Genomic DNA, 21,020 nt, shown 5'->3' with positions numbered 1-21,020 from the left:
ACTGCATACAGTCACATTTGACCATAATCAATTTTTTAAATAGCTTTTTATAATTTTTCTAATTAAGGATCATCACCAAAACGTGTGGTTGATTTTCGTTCCGACTGGGCGCTTTGTTGCTGTCGCTACGCTTTCGCACAGATAAAACATTTGTAGCTGCCGCTTCGCTTTCGCTACAGAAAACATTTGTTGCTGTCGCTTCGCTTTCGCACAGAGCAAAGCTTCCTGGGGGCGTCCGATGAGCCGCTTTTGGTGTTGCTGTCGCTACGCTTTCGCACAGAAAACATCCGCTGCGCTGCAGGGTCTCGAGCCAACTCGATGTTGGTCACGGAGGCGTTATCACAGGATGTGATGCTGTTAGCCTTCGTTCCTCTATCGCTGATCCCCGAGGAGTCGCCCAGTCTCCACTCCAATCAACTATTTACATAGTAGAAGTTTTAACAAAAGTCATCCACAACTTTTGGTGATAAACCCTATTTAATTATATTTTTTGGAGGATTTCACCTTATTATATTTTAACATTTTCTTATCAAATATAAAATCGTATAAAGCTTAAAACTGAAAAACATCAGTATCATGGGATTATCCATAGACAAAACATTACTATGAAATCCTTGTATAAAACAAGGGCTTTTGTTTATTTTTCTTCTGCACTTCTTTGTGTGTACAAATTCAAGAAAATTTACACAAACGTATTAGAAATTATTCAAAAAGTGACCATCCATGAAAATACTCAATGAAACTATCGAAACTCGCACCAGTTAAAGACCTGTTGAAGCACGGAAGCACGAATTAAACAGCTCGACAATGGAATTAGGAAAATTTCTAAGGCACAATAATAAGGCATGAGTCCGATACAATATCGAAACTCATGCCCCAACCGCTGCCTAATGAAATAACTATGTCTAACAACTTCAATAACCGAATTCTTTTAGTTGTTTTTTGGTAACTCTTTTCTAGAATAACTACATTTCAATTTGTAATAATTATAGTAATATTAAGTGTTTTCATGCTTACGAACATACTCACGCTCAAACCAAGCTTTTATTTGATGGTGCTCATTAGCACATTCACCATTCACAACTGCTTCAAGCATCGCCTGCAACGCTTCTTTTACCCATGGCCCACCTTTTATTCCGGACCATTTTAACAAATCTGTACCTTTTACAATAAGCTCCTGTTTATGTCTAATAGGAAGAGCTGTCTGTATTTCAAGTATACTTTGTTGTGGCATTTCAACATCAAGCTGTCTCAATTCCGCAAAATAACAAGCTGCTTCAAGTTCCTGTTGAGTATATAAAAAGTAATCCATTTTCGTCCAGCCATTTTTTAAAGCTTTTAAAGCTTCTAACACAGCTTTTACAAATGCCATCTCCTTATTCGATAAACGATAGTCACCTAGCACTTCTCGCCAATGATCACCCTGTAATACCGCGAAATATGCCCAGCCTAATAACTTGTCCCGCGTGTTAAATTCAGACCAGTCATTCGCTTGAAAAGTACCATTCAAATAATTCACTAAGCTACTTTCCTTAAGCTTTTTTATACCGTTAAAAACATCTTTCCCTACCCATAGCTTATCGAGCTCTGCCTTTATACGCTCTTTCGCGATCCAAGAAATATTATCAGCCTTGTCCTGCATTGCTTTCAAGGTTTCTAATTCAATTAGAAAACCGAGCTGTGCTGAAAAACGTATGGCCCGTAGCATTCGTAATGCATCTTCCGAAAAACGTTTCTGTGCATCACCAACAGCTCGAATTACACCAGCCTCAATATCTTGGCGTCCTCCATAAAAATCAACAAAAGAACCATCACGGCGCATCGCTATGGCATTCATCGTAAAGTCTCGGCGCTGTAGATCTTCTTTTAACGAACGTACAAATTGCACTTCCTCGGGTCTACGGTGATCCGTATATTCACCATCTGTGCGATATGTCGTTACCTCCACCGATCCAGCTGGCACGATAACAAGTACCGTCCCATGCTGAATCCCTATATCAACTGTGCGATCAAAGATAGACTTTACTTCGTCTGGCATGGCATTTGTCGCAACATCTACATCGTGGGCTGGACGACCGAGTATAGCATCTCGTACTGCACCACCGACGATCACTGCCTCAAAGCCTGCGTATTCTAGTTGTTCAATAACTGAATAGGCTGCTTGCCATTCTTTATTGTTTTGCATGATTTCTTTCAGCAACCTTTTCGTACAATTTTTCATATTGTTCTACAATTTTAGATGAATGGAATTTTTCATCAACAGCACGGATAGCTGCTTCTCGGAAATGTTGTAATTTCTCTTCATCCTTCAATAGATTTACAGCATACTCTTTCACTGCATCCGTATCACCTAATTCCACTATATAGCCATCTACCCCATGTTCAATGACTTCTGGAATACCGCCTACAGCTGATCCAATACAAGGTACACCACAAGCCATTGCTTCAAGTAAAACTAGCCCGAATGATTCCTGCTGTGATAGTAATAATTTAAGGTCACTTATCGCATACAATTCAGCTAAATTTTCTTGTTTGCCTAAAAATAAAACATCCTCCATATAAGGACTTTCCTTTACTTGATCCATTACACGATGCTTTTCTGGACCATCTCCTACAAGCAATAGCTTTGCCTTCATGTTCGCACGAATTTTCATAAAGGCGTCTATAATATGCGGAAGATTTTTAATTTTACGGAAGTTAGATACATGAATAATAACTTTTTCATCTTCTTCAATTCCAAACTGTTCCTTTAAGTTTCCTGGATTGCGTGGGAAGTATTCACGTTCATCAACAAAGTTGTAAATCGTGTTAATCGGCTTTACTGTATCAATAAGCTCGTATGTTTGTTGCTTTAATGCCTCTGACACTGTCGTTACGATATCAGATTTGTCAATGCCATACTTAATTGCCTGTGAAAGAGTGGAATCCTGCCCAAGCACAGAAATATCTGTACCGTGTAACGTTGTGACAATCCCAATGTCACGACCACTCATTTCACGTGCCAAAACAGCACAGACAGCATGTGGTATTGCATAATGCACATGAAGCACATCTAGTTCTTCATCCTTAATCACGTCCGCCATTTTACTCGCTAATGCTATATCATATGGCGAATATTGAAATACTGAATAATTGCTAACTTCTACTTCATGGAAAAAGACGGTTGGATAAATTTTATTCAATCGAAATGGTACGCTTGAGGTGATGAAATGAATCTCGTGCCCTCTCTCTGCAAGCATTTTTCCTAATTCTGTTGCGATAACACCAGAGCCTCCAACTGTTGGATAACAGGTAATGCCAATTTTAAGCTTTTTCATTCGATTATCATCCTTTCTAAATCACGTCTTTTTTTAATTTCTTCTTTCTTGAATCAGTCTCCAATCCACAAAGCCTTCTTGTAGGCCTTTTAGTAATATTTCTGCTGTTCCCATATTTGTAGCCAGTGGCACTTGGTAAACATCACAAAGACGAATAAGTGCAGAAACATCTGGCTCATGTGGTTGTGCTGTTAATGGATCACGGAAAAAAATGATCATGTCCATATCATTATTGGCAATCATAGCACCAATTTGTTGATCGCCACCGAGTGGTCCTGAACGAAAACGTGTTACCTCTAAGCCTGTAGCTTCCATAACACGCTGTCCTGTTGTACCTGTAGCAAACAACATATGCTCATTTAAAATATTTCGATAAGCAATAGCAAACTGTACTAAATTATCTTTTTTACGATCATGTGCAATTAATGCGATTTTCATAATGCTTCCATCCCAATCTTTAGATGATGTTTTCTAAACCATATACAAGTTGATCCATTTTCATGACCTCTTCTACGCAAAATGCTACACCAGACATAAAAGAATTACGGTTTAATGAATCATGACGAATTGTTAATAGCTGCCCATCTCCGCCAAATAACACTTGTTGGTGTGCTACTAAACCTGGTAATCGAACAGAGTGAATACGCATGCCATCAAATTCTCCACCCCTTGCACCTTCGATCGTTTCTTTTTCTTCTGGATGTCCTTGGATCTTTTGTGTTCGCACCTCTTGAATCAATTGTGCCGTTTTAACAGCTGTTCCTGATGGAGCATCCAGCTTTTGATCATGATGCATTTCAATAATTTCAATATCAGGTAAATATTTTGCCGCTTCCTTAGCAAATTTCATCATAAGGATAGCCCCTATCGCAAAGTTAGGAGCAATAATACAGCCTAGCTCTTTCTCTTTAGCCATTGCTGATAATTCCACTAGTTGTTCATCTGTAAAGCCTGTTGTACCAATTACAGGTCGTACATTTAAATTCAAGGCCTCTTTAGTATGTTTGTATACTGCATGCGGGCTTGTTAAATCTACTAATACGTCTGGTGCAGTCGCCTCTACAAGGTCAGACATATCTGTAAAGATTGGAGCCGTATAACTTGCCGGAAACATCTCCAAATCAGCTAATGTTTTTCCTACATCTTTATAATCTAATACAGCTACTAATTCCATTTTGTCATGCTTCATGACCGTATGTACAGCCTCAGCCCCCATTTTTCCCCTAGGTCCTGCTATTGCTACACGAATTGACATTATTCTCCATCCTTTCTAGTCCAGCGATCTTTATCTCTTGTTTCAAATTTATGTATAACGCGTAAAAGTGCTTCATCTAATTTAATGCCCTGCGCATTTGCAAAGCACACTAAAACAAAGAAAAAGTCACCTAATTCTTCTTCAATACTGTTCGCTTCCTCAGTACTCTTTTTCTTCTTTTGCCCGTAAACATCCTGCACCTCACGAGACAATTCACCAAGTTCCTCGGTTAGACGTGCCAGTAACTCAAATGGCGGGAAATAGCCTTCCTTAAATTGTCCTATATAATCATCTACACGCTGCTGTAAAGCTTGCATTGTCACTTGTTCAGTCATCTAAATCACACTCCTACTTACCATCGTATAAAATTTACACCATTGTTGTCAAAAACAATAAAATGTCAGATAATAGATAGCACTACTTCATTTGTTAGGAACTTCAGGAGGTCATATGCTAAAACAGATCAAAATTAGCAATATTATCGCAATAATGCTCGGGGCTGCAATTTTTAGCTTCGGCTTCGTCCACTTCAACATGCAAAATCACCTTGGTGAAGGTGGCCTAAGTGGGATTACACTTATACTTTATTTTACACTTGGCTGGGACCCTGCTTTAATGAATTTACTATTAAACATTCCTATGTTTATTATTGGTTATCGTTTACTTGGGAAAAAATCATTTATTTATACGCTTGTTGGAACTTTATCTGTTTCAGTTTTCCTAAAAGTTTTCCAAAAGTATCAATTTACTATTCATTTAGAGGACGATCTGTTACTTGTTGCTCTTTTTGCAGGGGTTTTTGTTGGACTAGGGCTCGGTATCGTCTTTCGCTTCGGTGGTACAACTGGTGGTGTAGATATTTTGGCTCGCCTTGGGCATAAATATTTTGGCTGGAGTATGGGTAAAACGATGTTCATCTTTGACGCAATCGTCATTATCCTATCATGGCTAACATTTTTAGATGCACGCTCTATGATGTATACCCTTGTTGCGGTATTTGTTGGTGCGCGCGTCATTGATTTTGTTCAAGAAGGAGCATATGCTGCACGTGGAGCACTTATTATATCTGAAAAATCTAGCGCCATTGCTGAGATGATCGCATTACGAATGGAACGTGGTATTACTATACTTGAAGGTCATGGCCATTTTACTAAGCAACAAAAAGAAGTGATTTATTGTGTCATTGGCCGTAATGAGGTTGTACGTTTAAAATCTATTGTACATGAGGTTGATCCACACGCATTCGTATCTATAATAGAAGTACGAGACGTAGCAGGAGAAGGCTTCACGCTAGACGACGAAAAACAACCGCTCCAATAACATTATATCTGCCTGCTCTCCTCGAATAAAACATTTTACTTTTTCGTTGAAGGTAGGCTTTTTTTTACATAGTAAATTAACGGATTAAAAAACTTGCTATAGTGAATTACCACTACAACAAGTTTTTTATTAGTCGTCACTTCGCATATTTGTAAAGATTAATACTAAACGTAATAATTCTAATACGGCTACTGCTGCCGCGGCAACATATGTTAATGCTGCAGCACTTAACACTTTGCGTGCTGGGCGCTCTTCTTCATTTGTAATAATTCCTAGAGAGTTCATTTGCACTAATGCACGCTTTGATGCATCAAACTCTACTGGTAACGTTACTAATTGGAAAACTACACCTGCTGCTAACAATACGATACCTAGTAATAACATATTGGTTAGGTGAGAAAAAATACCAATCATTACAAATATCCAAGACATATTTGATGAAATATTTGCAATTGGCACTAGCTTACTACGTAATGTCAGCATTGAATAAGCTTCTTTATGCTGAATGGCATGGCCAACCTCGTGGGCAGCAACTGCAGCACCAGCAATACTCGCCTCGTAGAAGTTACTTTCTGATAAAGCAACTGTTTTTGTTGCTGGATTATAGTGATCAGACAACACACCTTGTGTTGGAACAACTCGTACATCATATAAGCCGTTCGCATCTAAAATCGCACGCGCTACCTCTGCACCTGTTTGTCCCTTCATTGTACGTTCTTTTGCAAACTTATTATACGTGCCCTTTACTTTCATCTGTGCGTAAAGTGGTAGTAGCATTATGATTGCAAAATAAACAATATACATACTTGTTGACAATTTTCTAACCCCTTTCTACTTGGATACTATAATTCTATAATCATTTACCTAATTCGGCAAATATTTGCGCCATCTAATTGAGAAGATGGCTAAAAAAATGCATGTAACTGATAACCAAAAAGTAAAATAGCCGATATAGCTTGTATAATCTGCTAAATCACGATACATCGGCATTTGGCCAAATACATAATCAATCACATCGTTATGCAATGTCCATACCGCTGCTACAGCAATATGCCAATATGAAAAAACATATTTACCGAGATACAAAATTACTTGGACAGCCATTGCAAAATGCGAGCCTACAAGCATCCAGCCTTGCCAACCTATAGATCCAGTTTCAATCAGCGTCCAAATATTCATTACATCAGCCCAGATTCCATATTTCACCGATGTAACAAGTGCTAGCACTTCCATAAGTGGCCATTTTTTATCCATAATCCAAGCTATCAATACAAAGCAAAAGAATAAGCTAGCTGTTGGGCTATCCGGCACAAAAATATAAAAAATGGGCTTCGTGATGGCAAGCTGCCATCCATACCAATAGTAACCGTAAATAGTACCTAATAGATTAATAATAAGTAATAATATTAAAAATGATTTATGTGTAAGGAGAAACCAAATATTTGCACGTGTAATTTGCATAATTAAAACTCCTTTATCTTCTGTCTTTACTAAGATGCCTTTTTTAATTGTTATTATGTATGTAATTTGCCACAAACTATTATCCTTAACGTGAGGTTGATTTCATTTTAACCAATGTCATCCCTATCTTTTGTTGATGAGCTTTTTTCTAACATTTCCCTTGAAAATAGACCACATCAAATGGTTGGGTATTGCACACGGTTAGTACTACATAAATTCCAGTGACTGCCCAGCCACTTTCGAATACTTAAATTTATTCTCGTAAATATTATAGAACTAAAATACATTTTGCGGGAACTTTTTTGAAGTTGTAACAGTCACATTATTATACTAGAAGAAAAAAAGAGCCAGTTTCCTGACTCTTTTAAACTATACTTATTTATCTTCTTTTAAGCTCGCAACAAATTCAGCTATTTGCTTCGCTTCTTCATCTGTACCCTTGAATACACCAGGTGGCATTTTGCCTCGACCGTTATGGATAATATCTTCAACTTCGTCAGCTGTTAGTGTATTACCAAGTAATTTTGGAGCAGCTGGGCCACCTTTTAAGTCAGCCGCATGACAACCGATACAAGATTGAGCTGCGTCACTTGTTTCACCAGTCCAAATTTTATAACCTGGTAGTGATTCATCAATAGTAACTTTAACTTCTTGTTCAATTGCGCCCATTACTTTTTGAGCTTCCCAGTCATGGTTAGCAACTGCTTCCCATGTTAAGTAAAACATAGCTGCTAGAGTCAATAACATAAACGCTGTTGGTAACGGACGTTTAGATGGACGACGTTCTGGACTTTTATCTAAAAATGGCATTAATAATAGCGCTCCAAATGCAAGACCTGGAATTATAACAGTTCCAATAACATTATATGGACCTGAAGCATATGTGTATTTTAATAATTGATACAAGAATAAGAAGTACCAGTCCGGTAATGGAATGTACGCTCTTGTCGGATCAGCTGGTCCTTCAAGTGGTGATGGATGTGCAACTGTTAATATTAAATATGCAATTAAAAATACAGCACCAACCATCCATTCTTTTAGTAAGAAGTTCGGCCAGAAAGCTTCCGTCTTACCTGGATATTCGGAATAATCCTTTGGAACGTTCGGCATTCTGTGATTCGCTTTAATACGAGAATCACCAACAAATTTCATTCCTTTTCCGCGATGCATTATGTCCCCTCCTTTAAAAAATCATCGAACCGTCAAGAACTATTACAACGGCCCTGAAATTCCTTGACGACGAATCATGATAAAGTGTGCTGCAAGTAATGCAAACAATACTGCAGGTAAGAAGAATACATGAATCGCAAAGAATCGTGTTAACGTTTGAGCACCAAGAATAGTTGAGTCACCCGCTAATAAGATTTTAATCCATTCACCGATAAACGGTACGGATGCAGCAATTTGGATACCTACTTTTGTAGCGAATAATGCTTTCATATCCCAAGGCAATAAGTATCCTGTAAAACCAAGACCCATCATTACACCAAAAATACCTACACCAACCATCCAGTTTAATTCACGAGGTTTCTTATAAGAACCTGTAAAGAATACACGAAGTGTATGTAAGAACATCATAACGATTACTAATGAAGCTCCCCAGTGGTGCATACCGCGTACGATTTCACCAAATGCTACTTCGTTTTGTAAATAATAAACTGATTTCCAAGCATTCACTACGTCTGGTACATAGTACATTGTTAAGAACATACCTGATAGAATTTGAATTACCGTGATGAAGAAAGTTAATCCACCGAAACAGTAAACGAATGCTGAAAAATGATGTGCAGGGTTCACGTGCTCTGGCACTTCGTGGTCGGCAATATCACGCCAAATCGGTGTAATATCTAAGCGTTCATCGACCCAATCATAAATTTTATTTAGCACTGTTTTGTACCCCCTTACTTAACTAGAGTATTTGGATGAATTGGCCCAAGCGATAAGTAACCATCATCTTCTTTAATTTCATATTCATCCAATGGACCTAATGGTGGTGTTCCTGCTACGTTATTACCATTCTTCTCATAGCGTCCACCATGACAAGCACAGAAGAATTGATCTGGGTGTGTTGAATCTGTTCCCCAGTCCACCATACATCCTAAATGCTTACAAACAGGAGATAATGCAACGATTTGATCGCCTTGTTTGAAAACCCATGCTACGTTTGTTACGTCTGATTTGTACCATGCATCAACTTGTTCAAATGTTAAGTCAACTTTAACAGGTTTGTCAGTAATATCAGCGATTTTATGCTCTGTTTTTACAAAGTTACCACCAGCATGACTTTGTAGTACTGGGTCAATCGCAAAACGAAGCATTGGCATCAGCATACCTGCCGCCATAAAGCCACCTACACCAGTTAGTGTATAGCTTAGGAATTGACGACGTGAAACTCGATTATTACTCATTTTTTTCCCCCCTCTAACTTAAAGGTCAGTCCAACGGACATTCATTTACAAATAGTAATACTAGGACATATCTATGATATATCAACTCCATAGCTTGGTCAATATAGCATTCTGTGGAAAGCTGGAGAATGTGAACAATTATTGAAACTAATTGTTAAATCTGTGTCCATTTGGTCGAAAAAATCGGAATCACTTGTCGCAATTGATCTTCGAGAATGGAGTTTTTCACGCCTTTATCCATGCTTTCTAGCGGAATAGCTGGTAGCCAAATAACATTTACTTCATCTCCAATATTTGTCCAAAAATGGTCACAAGTAATGAAGAACACATGCTTAAAACCAGCATTATGTAATTGTGCCTCTAATTGCTTCGGCATATCTTCGTTTTTTAATGTTGCACTATACGTAAATGGTGGCATCAGTAATAAACGACCTTTAAACTGCTGTTCGATAAAAGATGTAAGCGATAACAAAAAATCCACCTCTGTACCGCTCTGTTTCATTTTTTCAGGAGTTAAATCGACAGTTACGAGTGGAACAATTGCTGTATCGATAAATTCCTTCTGTGCCATAAACAATGTCACATCACTTGCATTAAAATACATCTCACAAACCTCCTCTAGTTGCATAAATCCATTTCGCCTTGGCGTAATTCCGTCCGGATTTTGAATTGTGCCTGCACAATTCCTTCCTTTCAAAATCTGTGACATCCGCCGGGGCTTTATCTTCATGCAGTTGGGTTTGGTACCCCACTGCATGAAGATAAAAAAATGCCCTTCTCCACTCTTCAAATAGGATAGCCAATAAAAAGTGAAAACAATCATTCACTTGTTATGTTATCATATTGAGGTAGATAAAGGACATTCCATTTTTACTTATAACTAACGTAAATTAGCCGTTTCCTTTAAAGCTTGTAACAAATTAGACAATTCATAAAAGCGCTCTTCATTTCCCTGATCGAGGGCTTCATCAATTTGCGCGAGTAATTTTTCTTCTTGGAATACGAGTAAGCTGTTGGAAAGCAGCTCTTCTGCCAGTAAGCGATCTTTTTCACTAACAATCAGTGCTTCTGGCATATAAGGGTTTTCTTCAAGAACTGCTAAGTATTGTGCACTTGGTGGTACATTTGGAAAATTCAATTGTATATACATATCTTCATGCTCGTGTAAACGTAAATCATGGAAGGATTTCTCAGCATCTGCTGTCATTACATTGCCTTTGTAAAAACGAAACGGCACTCCTGTTGAATCGACCGTTGACATTACCATTGCTCTAGGGCAATAGTGAGCTTCTTCAACAAATCGAATTCGTTTTAATAACTCATCGTTACTTAATAAGTAATTCAAAATCCATACACACTCACGACGTTTCAATTGATAATTTTTTAAAAACCATCTAACAAATGCTTTTTTATCGACAACTGATACAGAAGCAGTCATACCCACTCCCTCCTTTACTCAAATTCTAAGGTTTCTAACTTCTCTTGCCACTCTAGTTCACCCGGCTGAATAGTTATTAATTGACCGAGCACTTCTTTAGCTTCTGAACGTTTTCCTTCCTCTAACAAGAAATAAACATACTTTTCTAAAAATGCTGCGTCTTCCTTAAAATCATTATATGCCAAACGGTAAAATTCGTATGCACGGTCGTACAATTCTAAATTTTCATATGCAACCGCAGCAAATGGATATAAGGTGCTCCATTCAAAATCATTTTTTTGCAACGTTTCAAATAATTCTATTACATCCTCATGACGCTCTTGCTGTGCCAACACGGAGATTAATGCTAATACTGCCTCCATGTATTCAGGATCTAAGGCAATGGCTTCACGTAGATGCTGCTCGCCCTCATCTGGTAAACCAGTTTTTAAAGCCATTTTACCGGCGAATAAAAATAAGGATTTATCGTATTCGTCACGCTTTAATCCTTCCAGAATGGCAGCGTATGCTTTTTTATTGTCCTCCGTCATGGTATAGCTTTCAGCAAGCAATAAATAGGCTGAAAAATAATCCGGGTCTAATTCTTTTAATTCCTCTAATTGTTTAATGGCCATTTCATATTTTTGTGATTGAAAGGCTGAATACGCTGCACCAAATAAAACATCTGGCTTTACTTCATCTTCCAGTGCTTTTAAATAGTAATCTAAGGCCGTTTCATAGGCAGCTCCTGCACGATACACCTCAGCAAGTCGTTCAGTAAGACTAACCCCAGCAAATTCAACTTGTTGTTCATACAATTCTTCATATAGTCTCGCAGCCTCTAAGAAGCGACCAGTTTCAAATAAAAGCTCCGCTTTAGCAAATTGTAATAATGGCTCATCAGGTAATATAGATAGTGCCTCATTGATGCGCATTTCTGCTACTTCAAACAATCCTTGCATTTGATAATAATCCGCTAATACTAATAATGCTTGAGGATATTCTGGAGCTGCCTCCTCTACTTCTAATAAAAAATCTAACGCTTCATCTTCATCGCCAAGTTCCATTAAGACGTTTGCACGATCAATTTTCAACTGTGCCTCTTCTGGGAATAAAAATTGTAAATGCTCCAGTACACGGTCAGCTTCCTTCATATATCCATACTGCATAAAAATTTCAGCTAGCGCATAAATGTCCTCAGGTAGCTCTTTCGTTAAAAATGTTTCAAGTAGCTGTTCAATTAATGCTAAGTCCCCTTGTTCAAGTGCTTGCATCATTTCAGTCATCGCATTGTTCACAGTCATTCACCTATTCTTTCATTAATACCTTTATGCTACAAAACATTTTCTCTCGAAACAAGAAAAAACTCCCCAAAAGACTTGGAGAGTCAAATATCAATTTCGCCTTGGCGTAATTGTAGCTGACGCTTTGCTTTCACTACAGATAAACAATGCTTCCGGATTTTGAATTATGCCCAGGCATGCACGAGGGCCGACACGATGTCAGTCATTTCGGTAATGCCACAGGACTTGGCTTTTTACCGATGCAGGTCAGTTAGCCTTTTTCGCAGGATACGAAGGTTTTAGGCTAACTGACTTTATTCATTATTTGAAAATCCGTGACATCGGCCGGTGGCTTTAGGCCAACAGATGTTTTTTGCGCGAATGCGTAGTGCCCGTAGACCAGCAGCGCGATGTTGGTCACCCAGTCGTATGTTGTTCTTGTTGTTGTTGCTGTCGCTTCGCTTTCGCACAGATAAAACCGTGTTGCTGTCGCTTCGCTTTCGCACAGATAAATTGCTACAGGACATGGCGTTTTTAGACTGAGTTCCTCTATTTCAGTAGGTGCTTGCAGCAGCATTCATCATACTACCTTTAGAGGTGGATTCTTCTACTGAATGAAGATATGACATTACTTTACTTCCTCTATATGCTCGAAAAACGATGGATAAGAAACAGCAATACATTCTACGTCATCTAAAGTTACAGCCCCATCTGTTATTAGTGCTGCAACAGCACCCATCATTCCTATACGATGATCACCATAGGTTTTAAGGCTAGCACCACATAATGGAGTTGGTCCTTCAATAATCATTCCATCCTCAGTAGCTTCAATATTAGCACCTAGTTTTTTCAATTCATCCACAACAGCCGTTATCCGGTCTGTTTCCTTCACTTTTAACTCCTCGGCATCCTTAATAATAGTTTTACCGTTTGCCTGCGTTGCTAATAAAGCCAGGATCGGGATTTCATCGATAAGACGAGGAATAATATCTCCCTCAATTGTAGTGCCTCTTAATGTCGACGTTTCAATTGTAATTGTTGCCGTCGGCTCTGATTGGCTATCTTCATTTGGCATAAGTGTTATAGATGCGCCCATATTATGAAGCACGTCGATGATACCATCCCGTGTTGGATTAATTCCGACATTTTCTAGCGTTATTTTACTATCCTCACAGATGGCCCCTGCTACTAAGAAAAAGGCCGCAGATGAAATATCACCTGGCACAGACACATGTGTCCCTGTTAAAGTTTGTCCTCCTTTTAATGAAATAACACCATCCACTTCATCAACCTGTGCACCAAACTGACGTAGCATTCTCTCCGTATGGTCTCGAGATACTTCCATTTCTCGTACAATTGTAGTACCTTCAGCGCGTAAACCAGCAAGTAAAACAGCTGACTTCACCTGCGCACTTGCAACAGGCATGTGGTAATCAATAGCTTGTAAGGCTGTACCTTGAATGGCTAATGGCGTATATTGTCCATTTGCCCTTCCAGTAATGTGTGCACCCATTTGACGTAACGGATCAATAACACGGCGCATTGGTCGTTTTCCTATGGACGCATCCCCTGTCATTACTGAATGTACAGTAGATCCGGCTAGAATCCCTAGCATTAAGCGTGTCGTTGTACCAGAATTCCCTGTATATAGTACCTCTGTAGGTTCTTGCCACCCCTCTATACCCGGGCTGTCGATGGATACATTTGTTCCTTCTACGTCAATTTTCACACCGAGCTTGCGGAAGCAATCAATTGTACTTAAACAATCCTCACCTAATAAAAAGCCGTCAACTGTTGTTTTACCCGTTGCAATGGCTCCAAACATAACGGAACGGTGTGAGATAGATTTATCACCTGGAATCGTTAAAGTCCCTTGTAAGGAAGGTTTATCATATTGTAATACTTTTTCACTCATCGTTTTCTTCCCTCCAATATTATGAAGATAGAAAGCGCCGTAATGCCGACGCTTTCTTTTAAATAGGCATTTCCTAGGATGCCTATGAAATATATGTTTCGTAATTAGCACGCTTTTGTATACACGCTGCCGCACGTTCACGATCACTTTCACTTTGTAAGCTAATAACAAGAATCCCGAAAACGTCTTCTCGTGACTCGACGATACGTAAATTTGTAATACTAATCGCTTCGTCTGCAAGTAAGCCTGTCACCTCAGAAATAACCCCCGGATAGTCAGGAACATCAACATATAAGTCAAATGATGTGAACATTGCTCCTGCACTAATCGGTAATTCATCTCTTAGCTCTTTAGCAACAGCAAAGTATGTTTCTATGTCATCTGAGCTACCATTGAAAAGCAGCTCCTTCACACGACTCATTTCCTTTTCCCAGCCTTCTAGCTGTGCAATTAGCTCTTCTCGATTTTGTAATGTAATATCTCGCCATAAAACTGGATTGGATGAGGCAATACGCGTTACATCACGGAAGCCACCTGCAGCAAGTGAGCGTGTCATCGGATATTCCCCGTTTTCTCCGCCCAATTGATGCACAAGAGAAGCAGCAACGACATGCGGAAAATGACTTACTACAGCTGTCATATGGTCATGCTCACGAGCAGATACACTAACAACCTTTGCATGTGTAAATTTTAAGAGACTTTCAAGCTGTGCCATATTGACAATTTCTTCACCGGCGAGCGGTGTTAGCATATAATACGCATTTTCAAAAAGGTGAGCCTTTGCAGCTAAAACACCGCTTTTATGTGAGCCTGCCATTGGATGTCCTCCAATAAAGGTAATACCTAACTCACGTAGTTCCCCAGCCTTTTGCATAATCTTCTTTTTTGTACTCCCTGTATCTGTTACGATGACTTTATTTTTTAACGGCCATGTTTTTAATTGTTCCATCCATTCAAGCGTTGCGTTGACAGGAGTTCCAAAAATGATTACATCCACGTCGGCCACCACTTCTTTTGGATCTGTCACAATATCATGAACAATATTTAATGTTTTCGCATGTTCACGAGTTTTCGGATCCATATCATAGCCAATAATTTTTGTTTCTGGTGCCTTTTGCAATGCCAATGCAATCGAGCCTCCAATTAGGCCTAGCCCAATAACAAGCACGTTGCGTATCATGCGAAAACTCCTTGCTCTTTTAGGACGTTTTCAAGGTGGCGTAACAACGCTGCATTTTGATCCTCTGTTCCGATTGTCACGCGGATAAACCCAGGTAATCCTAAAGCATTTCCACTGCGGACTATAAAACCTCGTTTCATTAGCTCATTGAAAACAACATCACTATCAGTATTCGTATTAAAGAAAATAAAGTTCGTATCAGAAGGGAAGTATTTTAAATTATGTTTCTTACAGAATTCAATATATTGTTTTTTACCTTTTTCATTTGCTTCACGGCAAGCATTTATATATTCTTGATCACTTAAAGCGATTGCCGCAACTGCTTGGCTTAAAATTGTATTATTAAATGGCGCTCTTACTGGATCAAGCTTTGCAATTACTTCTGGTTGCCCAATTGCATAACCAACTCGGAAAGAAGCAAGACCATATGCTTTTGAGAATGTACGCATTAATAGTACATTTGGAAACTCGTCTATTAAAGGTAGAGTATCTTTGTGACCAGGATGCGTTACGTATTCGATATATGCCTCATCTAAAACTACTAGCACATCATTTGGAACCTTAGCTAAAAATGCTCGCAACTCAACATCAGGTATCACCACACCTGTTGGATTATTTGGACTACAAATCCAAACGATCGATGTATTACCATCAATTGCTTCTGCCATTGCATCTAGATCATGTGCACCTTCGATACACGGAACTTTGCGTACCTCTGCGCCTTCTATTTCAGCATTGTGCCGGTATTGGGAGAAGGATGGGTCTGCCATCACTGTGTTTACACCTGGATACAACAATGCACGAGTAATAATTGCAATAATATCGTCAGAGCCGTTACCAAAAAGAAGCTGTGTTTCTTTGACACCTAGATGATTTGCAACAGCTGTACGTAAATTTTGCGCATAGCCGTCTGGATAGATCGCATGATTTACTGAATTATTTTGTAAATAAGCAGTTACCTTAGGTGAGCACCCAAATGGGTTTTCATTAGATGCTAATTTTACGACTTCTTGTAAGCCATATTCACGTTGTACTTCTTCAATTGGTTTGCCAGGCTTATATGCTTGCATACCGTCCAATTGTTGTTTCCATTTCATCTCAAACATCTCCTCTATTATTTAGCTTGGGCTAAATCTGGTCTTAATTTCACTGCATCATTGAGATACAAGTGTTTTACATCCTTTTGTGCTACTTCCACATTTGCATGGATTAATACACGAATACAAAGTGGTAATGCGTTTGGCACGTCCATTTCATGCGTACACATGACAGGCACATATTGCCATCCGTCCATTAACCGTACAGCACGTGCCGGAAATGCTGACGTAATATCAGGTGTTGTAGATATTAATATAGAAGCAATATCATCTATTTCTACATTATTGGCTGCTACTACTTCACTCACTAATCTTGCTGTCTCATTCCATACAAGCTCTGGCTTGTCAGATTCAATTGTAATTGCTCCTCTAAGTCCACGAATCATACAAGCACCTCCGCTAATAGTTGTCGGAATTCGGCATCTACTTCTCTACACTCCGCTAAATCAATTGGTTGCACGAACGGTTTACCAATTTTCTCCAACAACACAAATTGTAAAATACCATACTCCGCTTTTTTATCTTTCATTAAATACTCTGTTAACTGTTCAAATGAATATTCTTTTACAGCTTCAAATGGATAGCCATTCTTCACTGCAAACTGCAAAAATGCTGTAGTGAAGTTACGATCTAATTCACCGTATCGTTCACTTAATAATAAACAATATACTAGACCAATCATGACAGCCTCGCCATGTGCTACTTTTCCATAACCAGCGGCCGCTTCAATGGCATGCCCATAAGTATGGCCTAGATTTAAAAATTTTCGCACGGATTGCTCAGTCTCGTCTTCTGCTACTATTTGCGCCTTCACTTCAATACCTTTTCTAAGCTGTTTCGCTAATTCTTCGGTCGTGAAATGAATAACTGTCTCAGCAGCCATTAATTCCTCTAACCACGCTGCATTAGAAATCATCGCATGCTTGATCACTTCTGCTGTTCCTGAACGTACCTCGCGTTCAGGTAAGCTTTCGATAAAGACAGTATCGTAAATAACTCCCTCAGGTTGATAAAACGCACCAATCATATTCTTACCTAGCGGATGGTTAATAGCTGTTTTACCACCTACTGCTGAGTCATGTGCCAAAATCGTCGTTGGGATTTGAATAAACGGCACCCCTCGCATATAAGTAGCTGCAACAAAGCCTGTTAAATCACCTACAGCTCCCCCACCAAATGCAAAAACAAATGATTTACGCGAGCATTTTTGTTCAAGTAAAAATGTTTGCGCTGCATTATATTGTTCAAAGGTTTTACATGCCTCACCACCTGGTAAGACAAAGACCTCAAAATGATAAGGGAAATTAGCCTTGAAATAATCTCCTTGTGCTGCCCACACATTAGCATCCGTAAAAACAATGAGCTTATCCGCTTTTTGAAGCTTATCATCAAATGATTTTACTGCTTCTACTAAAAATTTATGACCAAGGACAACCTCATATTGATGCGATTTCGTCGCTACTGGTACCCGCATATTAGAACCCCTTTGTATAACGACGGTGTTCGTCGATTTGAGCTTTTAGTTGAGGTAATTGATCGCTATGGAATTGTTCTAATATTGCATTCGCTATTTCCCAGGCAATAACATGCTCTGCAACAACTGATGCTGCTGGTACTGCACAGCTATCCGAACGCTCTACACTTGCTTTAAATGGCTCTTTCGTTTCAATATCTACACTTTGCAACGGTTTATATAAAGTAGGAATTGGTTTCATGACACCACGTACGACAATTGGCATTCCAGTAGACATTCCCCCTTCTAAACCACCAAGTCGGTTGGTTGCACGTGTATAGCCTTCTTCCTCTGACCAAATGATTTCATCATGAACTTCAGAGCCTTTACGGCGCGCCATTTCAAAGCCAATTCCAAATTCAACACCTTTAAATGCATTGATAGATAACATGGCAGCTGCTAATTTTGCATCTAACTTACGGTCATAATGAACGTATGAACCGACTCCAGCTGGCATTCCTTCAACGATGACTTCAACAACACCACCAATTGAGTCACCCGCTTTTTTCGCTTCATCAATTGCCTCCACCATTTTTGCCGAAGCCTCTGGATCAACGCAATAGCAAGGATCTGCTTCAACAATGGCACGAATTTCATCTGCAGATTTTCCTTCCACTACGGAAGTATCTGCCTTAATACCAACGATTTCTGTTACATGTGCCACAATGGAAATGCCTAATTCATTTAATAGCGCTTTAGCAACAGAACCTACTGCTACACGAACAGTTGTCTCACGCGCCGAAGAACGCTCTAGTACATTACGTAAATCACGGTGTCCGTATTTCATGCCTCCTACTAAATCTGCATGCCCTGGTCGAGGACGTGAAATTTGACGTTTAATATCTTCAGGATTCACATCTTCCGCTAACGGTTCTGCTCCCATAATTTTTGTCCAGTGCTTCCAGTCATCATTTGTGACTACGAGTGCTACGGGAGAACCAAGTGTTTGTCCATGACGAACACCAGCGACCACTTCTACTGTATCTGTTTCGATTTGCATACGGCGGCCGCGTCCATGTCCTCCTTGACGACGTTTTAAATCGTGGTTAATTTTTTCTGCTGAAATTGGTAAGAGCGACGGTAGGCCCTCAATAATTGTTGTTAATTGGGGTCCGTGTGACTCTCCCGCTGTTAAGTAACGCATAAACGCTTTCTCCCTTCAACTCGCTAAAGTATGTATTTTTCACTATAACATATATTCTCTAAAAAAACAGTCCTTTTGCAATTGTCTTTTAACACTCATTTTAATGATTCGCAAATTCCGAATCATTGAAGGCAACTCCTATCGTTTTCGAAGTTAGTTTAGATTGTAATGTTAAATTTGAATATTCTGAACGATTTGTTCGAAAAAAATTTCATCATATCCACTAATTGTTAGTCTTCACCAATCGGTTAATCCCCTACCTGGCTTTCGTTAAATTTTGTGGTTGGAGTCTTACTGCCCGAGATGCGAGATAACTAAAAAATACGCTTTTTGCTTATATCAAGCGAAAAGCGCACGATTCATCTATGTCTAAAACTTCGGAAATATGTACATGACATTCATATTGTCTCTGTACGAATGCTTTTCTCATATTATTAATTATTTTCGTTTATAAAAGAATGTATCTTCGACTTCAAACTCATAACGAGATGGATTAAAGATTTGCTCTGTTGATCCAACAAATAAAATTCCATCTTTACGCAATGCTTTACTAAAATTCGTATAAATCTGATCTTTCGCTTCTTCAGTAAAATAAATCATCACGTTGCGGCAAACAATTAAATCAAAATTAGAATCGTAATGATCATTAAGCAAATTATGCTTCTTAAAAGTCACACAACGTTTAATCTCATCTTTGACTCTATAAAAGGAACCTTCTTGCTCAAAATATTTGGCTTTAATATCACTCGGCACTTCTGCTAATGAGCGCTCTGGATAGACACCTAATTTCGCCTTTTGAATTACATTTTCATCTAAATCAGTAGCAATGATTTGAATTTGAGATAATGGCACTAATTGAGATAATACCATGACTAAAGAATAGGGTTCTTCACCCGTTGAACAAGCAGCACTCCAAATTTTCAAACGCTTATTAGATTGCAGTAATTTCGGAAATATTTTTTTCTGCAACACTTCCCAGCGCTTCCCATTGCGATAAAATTCGGAAACATTGATCGTCATGCGATCTAAAAACTCATTCATTAAATCACGATCTTGTTCAAGTGCCTTTAGAAAGTCCATAAAATTACGATATCCCTTTTTCTCATACAGAGATGTTAATCGTCTTTTCATTTGCGCTTCTTTATATAGCGCTAAATCTATTCCTGTTTTGCGCTTTATACCTTCTATAAATTGTTCATAATCAGACATGCGGTCTTCTTCCCCTCTAGCTTCGTATTTCCATTATAGCGGAAAAGTGCCATTTCTGAAATAGTCTTTCACATGTAATCCAAGTTACTTAGTTGAGTTTTGTTTTTCCTCTAACAATAACACTTTGGATTGCTCTAATTCTAGACGTAATTTTTCTGTCTCCATCGTATACGTTTCTAATCTTAGCTTCTCTAGCTCTACTTCCTTTTCAATTGCCTTCAATTTAATATTTTGTTTTTTTGTATGTGTATCTGTAAAAATACCTGCTAAACAAATAACTACTCCTGCAATAATCCCCATCTCCGCTATCAATACGTCCACATCCTTTCATTAATAATGATTATACGGCAAAATGGAAAAAATAGTTTCATTTTTCTTTTCATTAATTCAGCTAAAATATTCTCTTTACCATTTGTTAAACGTAGCTAGATCAATTATGTCTCGGCATAATAGCGTATAGACTTTGTGCTAGTACAAAGCCGGAACCCCACGTTATGGGTA

Annotated in this window: 23 protein-coding genes; 1 reads left to right on the top strand and 22 read right to left on the bottom strand. The window is 38.8% G+C overall.

Annotated elements, in window-relative coordinates; translation table 11 throughout:
• Positions 1 to 997: 997 nt before the first annotated feature.
• From ACIPKN_RS14900 to ACIPKN_RS14880, 5 genes are read right to left on the bottom strand one after another with little or no spacing between them, the layout of a single operon-like run.
• Positions 998 to 2,185 carry a CCA tRNA nucleotidyltransferase gene (locus ACIPKN_RS14900; protein ID WP_400937392.1) on the bottom strand — a complete coding sequence of 396 codons (1,188 nt, stop codon included), beginning with the start codon at positions 2,183 to 2,185 and terminating at the stop codon, positions 998 to 1,000.
• Positions 2,172 to 3,317, bottom strand: coding sequence for an N-acetyl-alpha-D-glucosaminyl L-malate synthase BshA (gene bshA / locus ACIPKN_RS14895; RefSeq protein WP_142508353.1), 1,146 nt, complete (start codon positions 3,315 to 3,317; stop codon positions 2,172 to 2,174). The genes ACIPKN_RS14900 and bshA overlap by 14 nt, the downstream gene beginning before the upstream one ends.
• 33 nt (positions 3,318 to 3,350) lie before the next feature.
• Positions 3,351 to 3,755: a methylglyoxal synthase gene (mgsA, locus tag ACIPKN_RS14890; RefSeq protein WP_400937388.1), complete on the bottom strand. Its 405-nt coding sequence runs from the start codon at positions 3,753 to 3,755 to the stop codon at positions 3,351 to 3,353.
• Between the two features lie 19 nt (positions 3,756 to 3,774).
• Positions 3,775 to 4,572 (bottom strand): 4-hydroxy-tetrahydrodipicolinate reductase, encoded by a 798-nt coding sequence (dapB, locus tag ACIPKN_RS14885; protein WP_400937385.1) that lies wholly within the window; start codon positions 4,570 to 4,572, stop codon positions 3,775 to 3,777.
• Positions 4,572 to 4,907 carry a nucleotide pyrophosphohydrolase gene (locus ACIPKN_RS14880; RefSeq protein WP_132359220.1) on the bottom strand — a complete coding sequence of 112 codons (336 nt, stop codon included), beginning with the start codon at positions 4,905 to 4,907 and terminating at the stop codon, positions 4,572 to 4,574. Before ACIPKN_RS14880 ends, dapB begins: the two co-directional genes overlap by 1 nt.
• Positions 4,908 to 5,022: 115 nt before the next feature.
• On the opposite strand from ACIPKN_RS14880, the gene ACIPKN_RS14875 reads away from it, so the two are divergent.
• The gene (locus ACIPKN_RS14875) at positions 5,023 to 5,892 is read left to right on the top strand and encodes a YitT family protein (protein ID WP_400937384.1); all 870 of its coding nucleotides are present in this window, start codon (positions 5,023 to 5,025) and stop codon (positions 5,890 to 5,892) included.
• Positions 5,893 to 6,021: 129 nt separating this feature from the next.
• Here the strand turns inward: ACIPKN_RS14875 and ACIPKN_RS14870 are convergent, their stop codons facing one another.
• From ACIPKN_RS14870 to ACIPKN_RS14790, 17 genes are all read right to left on the bottom strand, one after another.
• On the bottom strand, positions 6,022 to 6,696 hold the full coding sequence (locus tag ACIPKN_RS14870; protein WP_142508480.1) for a zinc metallopeptidase: 675 nt from the start codon (positions 6,694 to 6,696) through the stop codon (positions 6,022 to 6,024).
• 60 nt (positions 6,697 to 6,756) lie between these two features.
• The gene (gene lhaT, locus ACIPKN_RS14865; RefSeq protein WP_400937383.1) at positions 6,757 to 7,353 is read right to left on the bottom strand and encodes a lipoprotein heptaprenylglyceryl N-acetyltransferase LhaT; all 597 of its coding nucleotides are present in this window, start codon (positions 7,351 to 7,353) and stop codon (positions 6,757 to 6,759) included.
• A 375-nt stretch (positions 7,354 to 7,728) separates the two neighbouring features.
• The gene (locus ACIPKN_RS14860; protein WP_400937381.1) at positions 7,729 to 8,523 is read right to left on the bottom strand and encodes a menaquinol-cytochrome c reductase cytochrome b/c subunit; all 795 of its coding nucleotides are present in this window, start codon (positions 8,521 to 8,523) and stop codon (positions 7,729 to 7,731) included.
• Positions 8,524 to 8,565: 42 nt separating this feature from the next.
• Positions 8,566 to 9,240, bottom strand: coding sequence for a menaquinol-cytochrome c reductase cytochrome b subunit (gene qcrB, locus ACIPKN_RS14855; protein ID WP_053482547.1), 675 nt, complete (start codon positions 9,238 to 9,240; stop codon positions 8,566 to 8,568).
• A gap of 14 nt (positions 9,241 to 9,254) precedes the next feature.
• On the bottom strand, positions 9,255 to 9,761 hold the full coding sequence (locus tag ACIPKN_RS14850; RefSeq protein WP_400937378.1) for a Rieske (2Fe-2S) protein: 507 nt from the start codon (positions 9,759 to 9,761) through the stop codon (positions 9,255 to 9,257).
• 154 nt (positions 9,762 to 9,915) lie between these two features.
• Positions 9,916 to 10,365 (bottom strand): DUF2487 family protein, encoded by a 450-nt coding sequence (locus ACIPKN_RS14845; RefSeq protein WP_142508360.1) that lies wholly within the window; start codon positions 10,363 to 10,365, stop codon positions 9,916 to 9,918.
• Between the two features lie 276 nt (positions 10,366 to 10,641).
• On the bottom strand, positions 10,642 to 11,199 hold the full coding sequence (locus ACIPKN_RS14840; protein WP_132359230.1) for a ReoY family proteolytic degradation factor: 558 nt from the start codon (positions 11,197 to 11,199) through the stop codon (positions 10,642 to 10,644).
• 14 nt (positions 11,200 to 11,213) lie between these two features.
• Positions 11,214 to 12,482 carry a tetratricopeptide repeat protein gene (locus ACIPKN_RS14835; RefSeq protein WP_400937374.1) on the bottom strand — a complete coding sequence of 423 codons (1,269 nt, stop codon included), beginning with the start codon at positions 12,480 to 12,482 and terminating at the stop codon, positions 11,214 to 11,216.
• A 283-nt stretch (positions 12,483 to 12,765) separates the two neighbouring features.
• On the bottom strand, positions 12,766 to 13,038 hold the full coding sequence (locus ACIPKN_RS14830; RefSeq protein ID WP_400937371.1) for a hypothetical protein: 273 nt from the start codon (positions 13,036 to 13,038) through the stop codon (positions 12,766 to 12,768).
• A gap of 51 nt (positions 13,039 to 13,089) precedes the next feature.
• Positions 13,090 to 14,376 (bottom strand): 3-phosphoshikimate 1-carboxyvinyltransferase, encoded by a 1,287-nt coding sequence (gene aroA / locus ACIPKN_RS14825; protein WP_400937369.1) that lies wholly within the window; start codon positions 14,374 to 14,376, stop codon positions 13,090 to 13,092.
• A gap of 82 nt (positions 14,377 to 14,458) precedes the next feature.
• Positions 14,459 to 15,556: a prephenate dehydrogenase gene (locus ACIPKN_RS14820; RefSeq protein ID WP_142508364.1), complete on the bottom strand. Its 1,098-nt coding sequence runs from the start codon at positions 15,554 to 15,556 to the stop codon at positions 14,459 to 14,461.
• The gene (hisC, locus tag ACIPKN_RS14815) at positions 15,553 to 16,653 is read right to left on the bottom strand and encodes a histidinol-phosphate transaminase (RefSeq protein ID WP_400937366.1); all 1,101 of its coding nucleotides are present in this window, start codon (positions 16,651 to 16,653) and stop codon (positions 15,553 to 15,555) included. Before hisC ends, ACIPKN_RS14820 begins: the two co-directional genes overlap by 4 nt.
• A gap of 17 nt (positions 16,654 to 16,670) precedes the next feature.
• Positions 16,671 to 17,039: a chorismate mutase gene (gene aroH, locus ACIPKN_RS14810; protein WP_400937364.1), complete on the bottom strand. Its 369-nt coding sequence runs from the start codon at positions 17,037 to 17,039 to the stop codon at positions 16,671 to 16,673.
• On the bottom strand, positions 17,036 to 18,127 hold the full coding sequence (gene aroB / locus ACIPKN_RS14805; RefSeq protein WP_142508367.1) for a 3-dehydroquinate synthase: 1,092 nt from the start codon (positions 18,125 to 18,127) through the stop codon (positions 17,036 to 17,038). The genes aroH and aroB overlap by 4 nt, the downstream gene beginning before the upstream one ends.
• Position 18,128: 1 nt before the next feature.
• Complete coding sequence (gene aroC / locus ACIPKN_RS14800; RefSeq protein WP_142508368.1) at positions 18,129 to 19,310, bottom strand: chorismate synthase; 1,182 nt, start codon at positions 19,308 to 19,310, stop codon at positions 18,129 to 18,131.
• Between the two features lie 438 nt (positions 19,311 to 19,748).
• The gene (locus ACIPKN_RS14795) at positions 19,749 to 20,519 is read right to left on the bottom strand and encodes a CheR family methyltransferase (RefSeq protein WP_142508369.1); all 771 of its coding nucleotides are present in this window, start codon (positions 20,517 to 20,519) and stop codon (positions 19,749 to 19,751) included.
• A gap of 84 nt (positions 20,520 to 20,603) precedes the next feature.
• The gene (locus ACIPKN_RS14790) at positions 20,604 to 20,819 is read right to left on the bottom strand and encodes a hypothetical protein (RefSeq protein WP_142508481.1); all 216 of its coding nucleotides are present in this window, start codon (positions 20,817 to 20,819) and stop codon (positions 20,604 to 20,606) included.
• Between the last annotated feature and the right edge of the window lie 201 nt (positions 20,820 to 21,020).

This window comes from Lysinibacillus sp. NPDC086135 (genome assembly GCF_044746345.1).
In the GTDB taxonomy this organism is placed as follows: domain Bacteria; phylum Bacillota; class Bacilli; order Bacillales_A; family Planococcaceae; genus Lysinibacillus.
The sequence above is the reverse complement of the archived record's forward strand: the minus strand, read 5'-3'. Positions and strand labels throughout refer to the sequence as shown.

Coding starts and splice junctions, on each gene's coding strand:
- ACIPKN_RS14900 (WP_400937392.1), bottom strand. CDS start 2,185: ATGCAAAACAATAAAGAATGGCAAGCAGCCTATTCAGTTATTGAACAA.
- bshA (WP_142508353.1), bottom strand. CDS start 3,317: ATGAAAAAGCTTAAAATTGGCATTACCTGTTATCCAACAGTTGGAGGC.
- mgsA (WP_400937388.1), bottom strand. CDS start 3,755: ATGAAAATCGCATTAATTGCACATGATCGTAAAAAAGATAATTTAGTA.
- dapB (WP_400937385.1), bottom strand. CDS start 4,572: ATGTCAATTCGTGTAGCAATAGCAGGACCTAGGGGAAAAATGGGGGCT.
- ACIPKN_RS14880 (WP_132359220.1), bottom strand. CDS start 4,907: ATGACTGAACAAGTGACAATGCAAGCTTTACAGCAGCGTGTAGATGAT.
- ACIPKN_RS14875 (WP_400937384.1), top strand. CDS start 5,023: ATGCTAAAACAGATCAAAATTAGCAATATTATCGCAATAATGCTCGGG.
- ACIPKN_RS14870 (WP_142508480.1), bottom strand. CDS start 6,696: ATGTATATTGTTTATTTTGCAATCATAATGCTACTACCACTTTACGCA.
- lhaT (WP_400937383.1), bottom strand. CDS start 7,353: ATGCAAATTACACGTGCAAATATTTGGTTTCTCCTTACACATAAATCA.
- ACIPKN_RS14860 (WP_400937381.1), bottom strand. CDS start 8,523: ATGCATCGCGGAAAAGGAATGAAATTTGTTGGTGATTCTCGTATTAAA.
- ACIPKN_RS14850 (WP_400937378.1), bottom strand. CDS start 9,761: ATGAGTAATAATCGAGTTTCACGTCGTCAATTCCTAAGCTATACACTA.
- ACIPKN_RS14845 (WP_142508360.1), bottom strand. CDS start 10,365: ATGTATTTTAATGCAAGTGATGTGACATTGTTTATGGCACAGAAGGAA.
- ACIPKN_RS14840 (WP_132359230.1), bottom strand. CDS start 11,199: ATGACTGCTTCTGTATCAGTTGTCGATAAAAAAGCATTTGTTAGATGG.
- ACIPKN_RS14835 (WP_400937374.1), bottom strand. CDS start 12,482: ATGACTGTGAACAATGCGATGACTGAAATGATGCAAGCACTTGAACAA.
- ACIPKN_RS14830 (WP_400937371.1), bottom strand. CDS start 13,038: ATGCTGCTGCAAGCACCTACTGAAATAGAGGAACTCAGTCTAAAAACG.
- aroA (WP_400937369.1), bottom strand. CDS start 14,376: ATGAGTGAAAAAGTATTACAATATGATAAACCTTCCTTACAAGGGACT.
- ACIPKN_RS14820 (WP_142508364.1), bottom strand. CDS start 15,556: ATGATACGCAACGTGCTTGTTATTGGGCTAGGCCTAATTGGAGGCTCG.
- hisC (WP_400937366.1), bottom strand. CDS start 16,653: ATGAAATGGAAACAACAATTGGACGGTATGCAAGCATATAAGCCTGGC.
- aroH (WP_400937364.1), bottom strand. CDS start 17,039: ATGATTCGTGGACTTAGAGGAGCAATTACAATTGAATCTGACAAGCCA.
- aroB (WP_142508367.1), bottom strand. CDS start 18,127: ATGCGGGTACCAGTAGCGACGAAATCGCATCAATATGAGGTTGTCCTT.
- aroC (WP_142508368.1), bottom strand. CDS start 19,310: ATGCGTTACTTAACAGCGGGAGAGTCACACGGACCCCAATTAACAACA.
- ACIPKN_RS14795 (WP_142508369.1), bottom strand. CDS start 20,519: ATGTCTGATTATGAACAATTTATAGAAGGTATAAAGCGCAAAACAGGA.
- ACIPKN_RS14790 (WP_142508481.1), bottom strand. CDS start 20,819: ATGGGGATTATTGCAGGAGTAGTTATTTGTTTAGCAGGTATTTTTACA.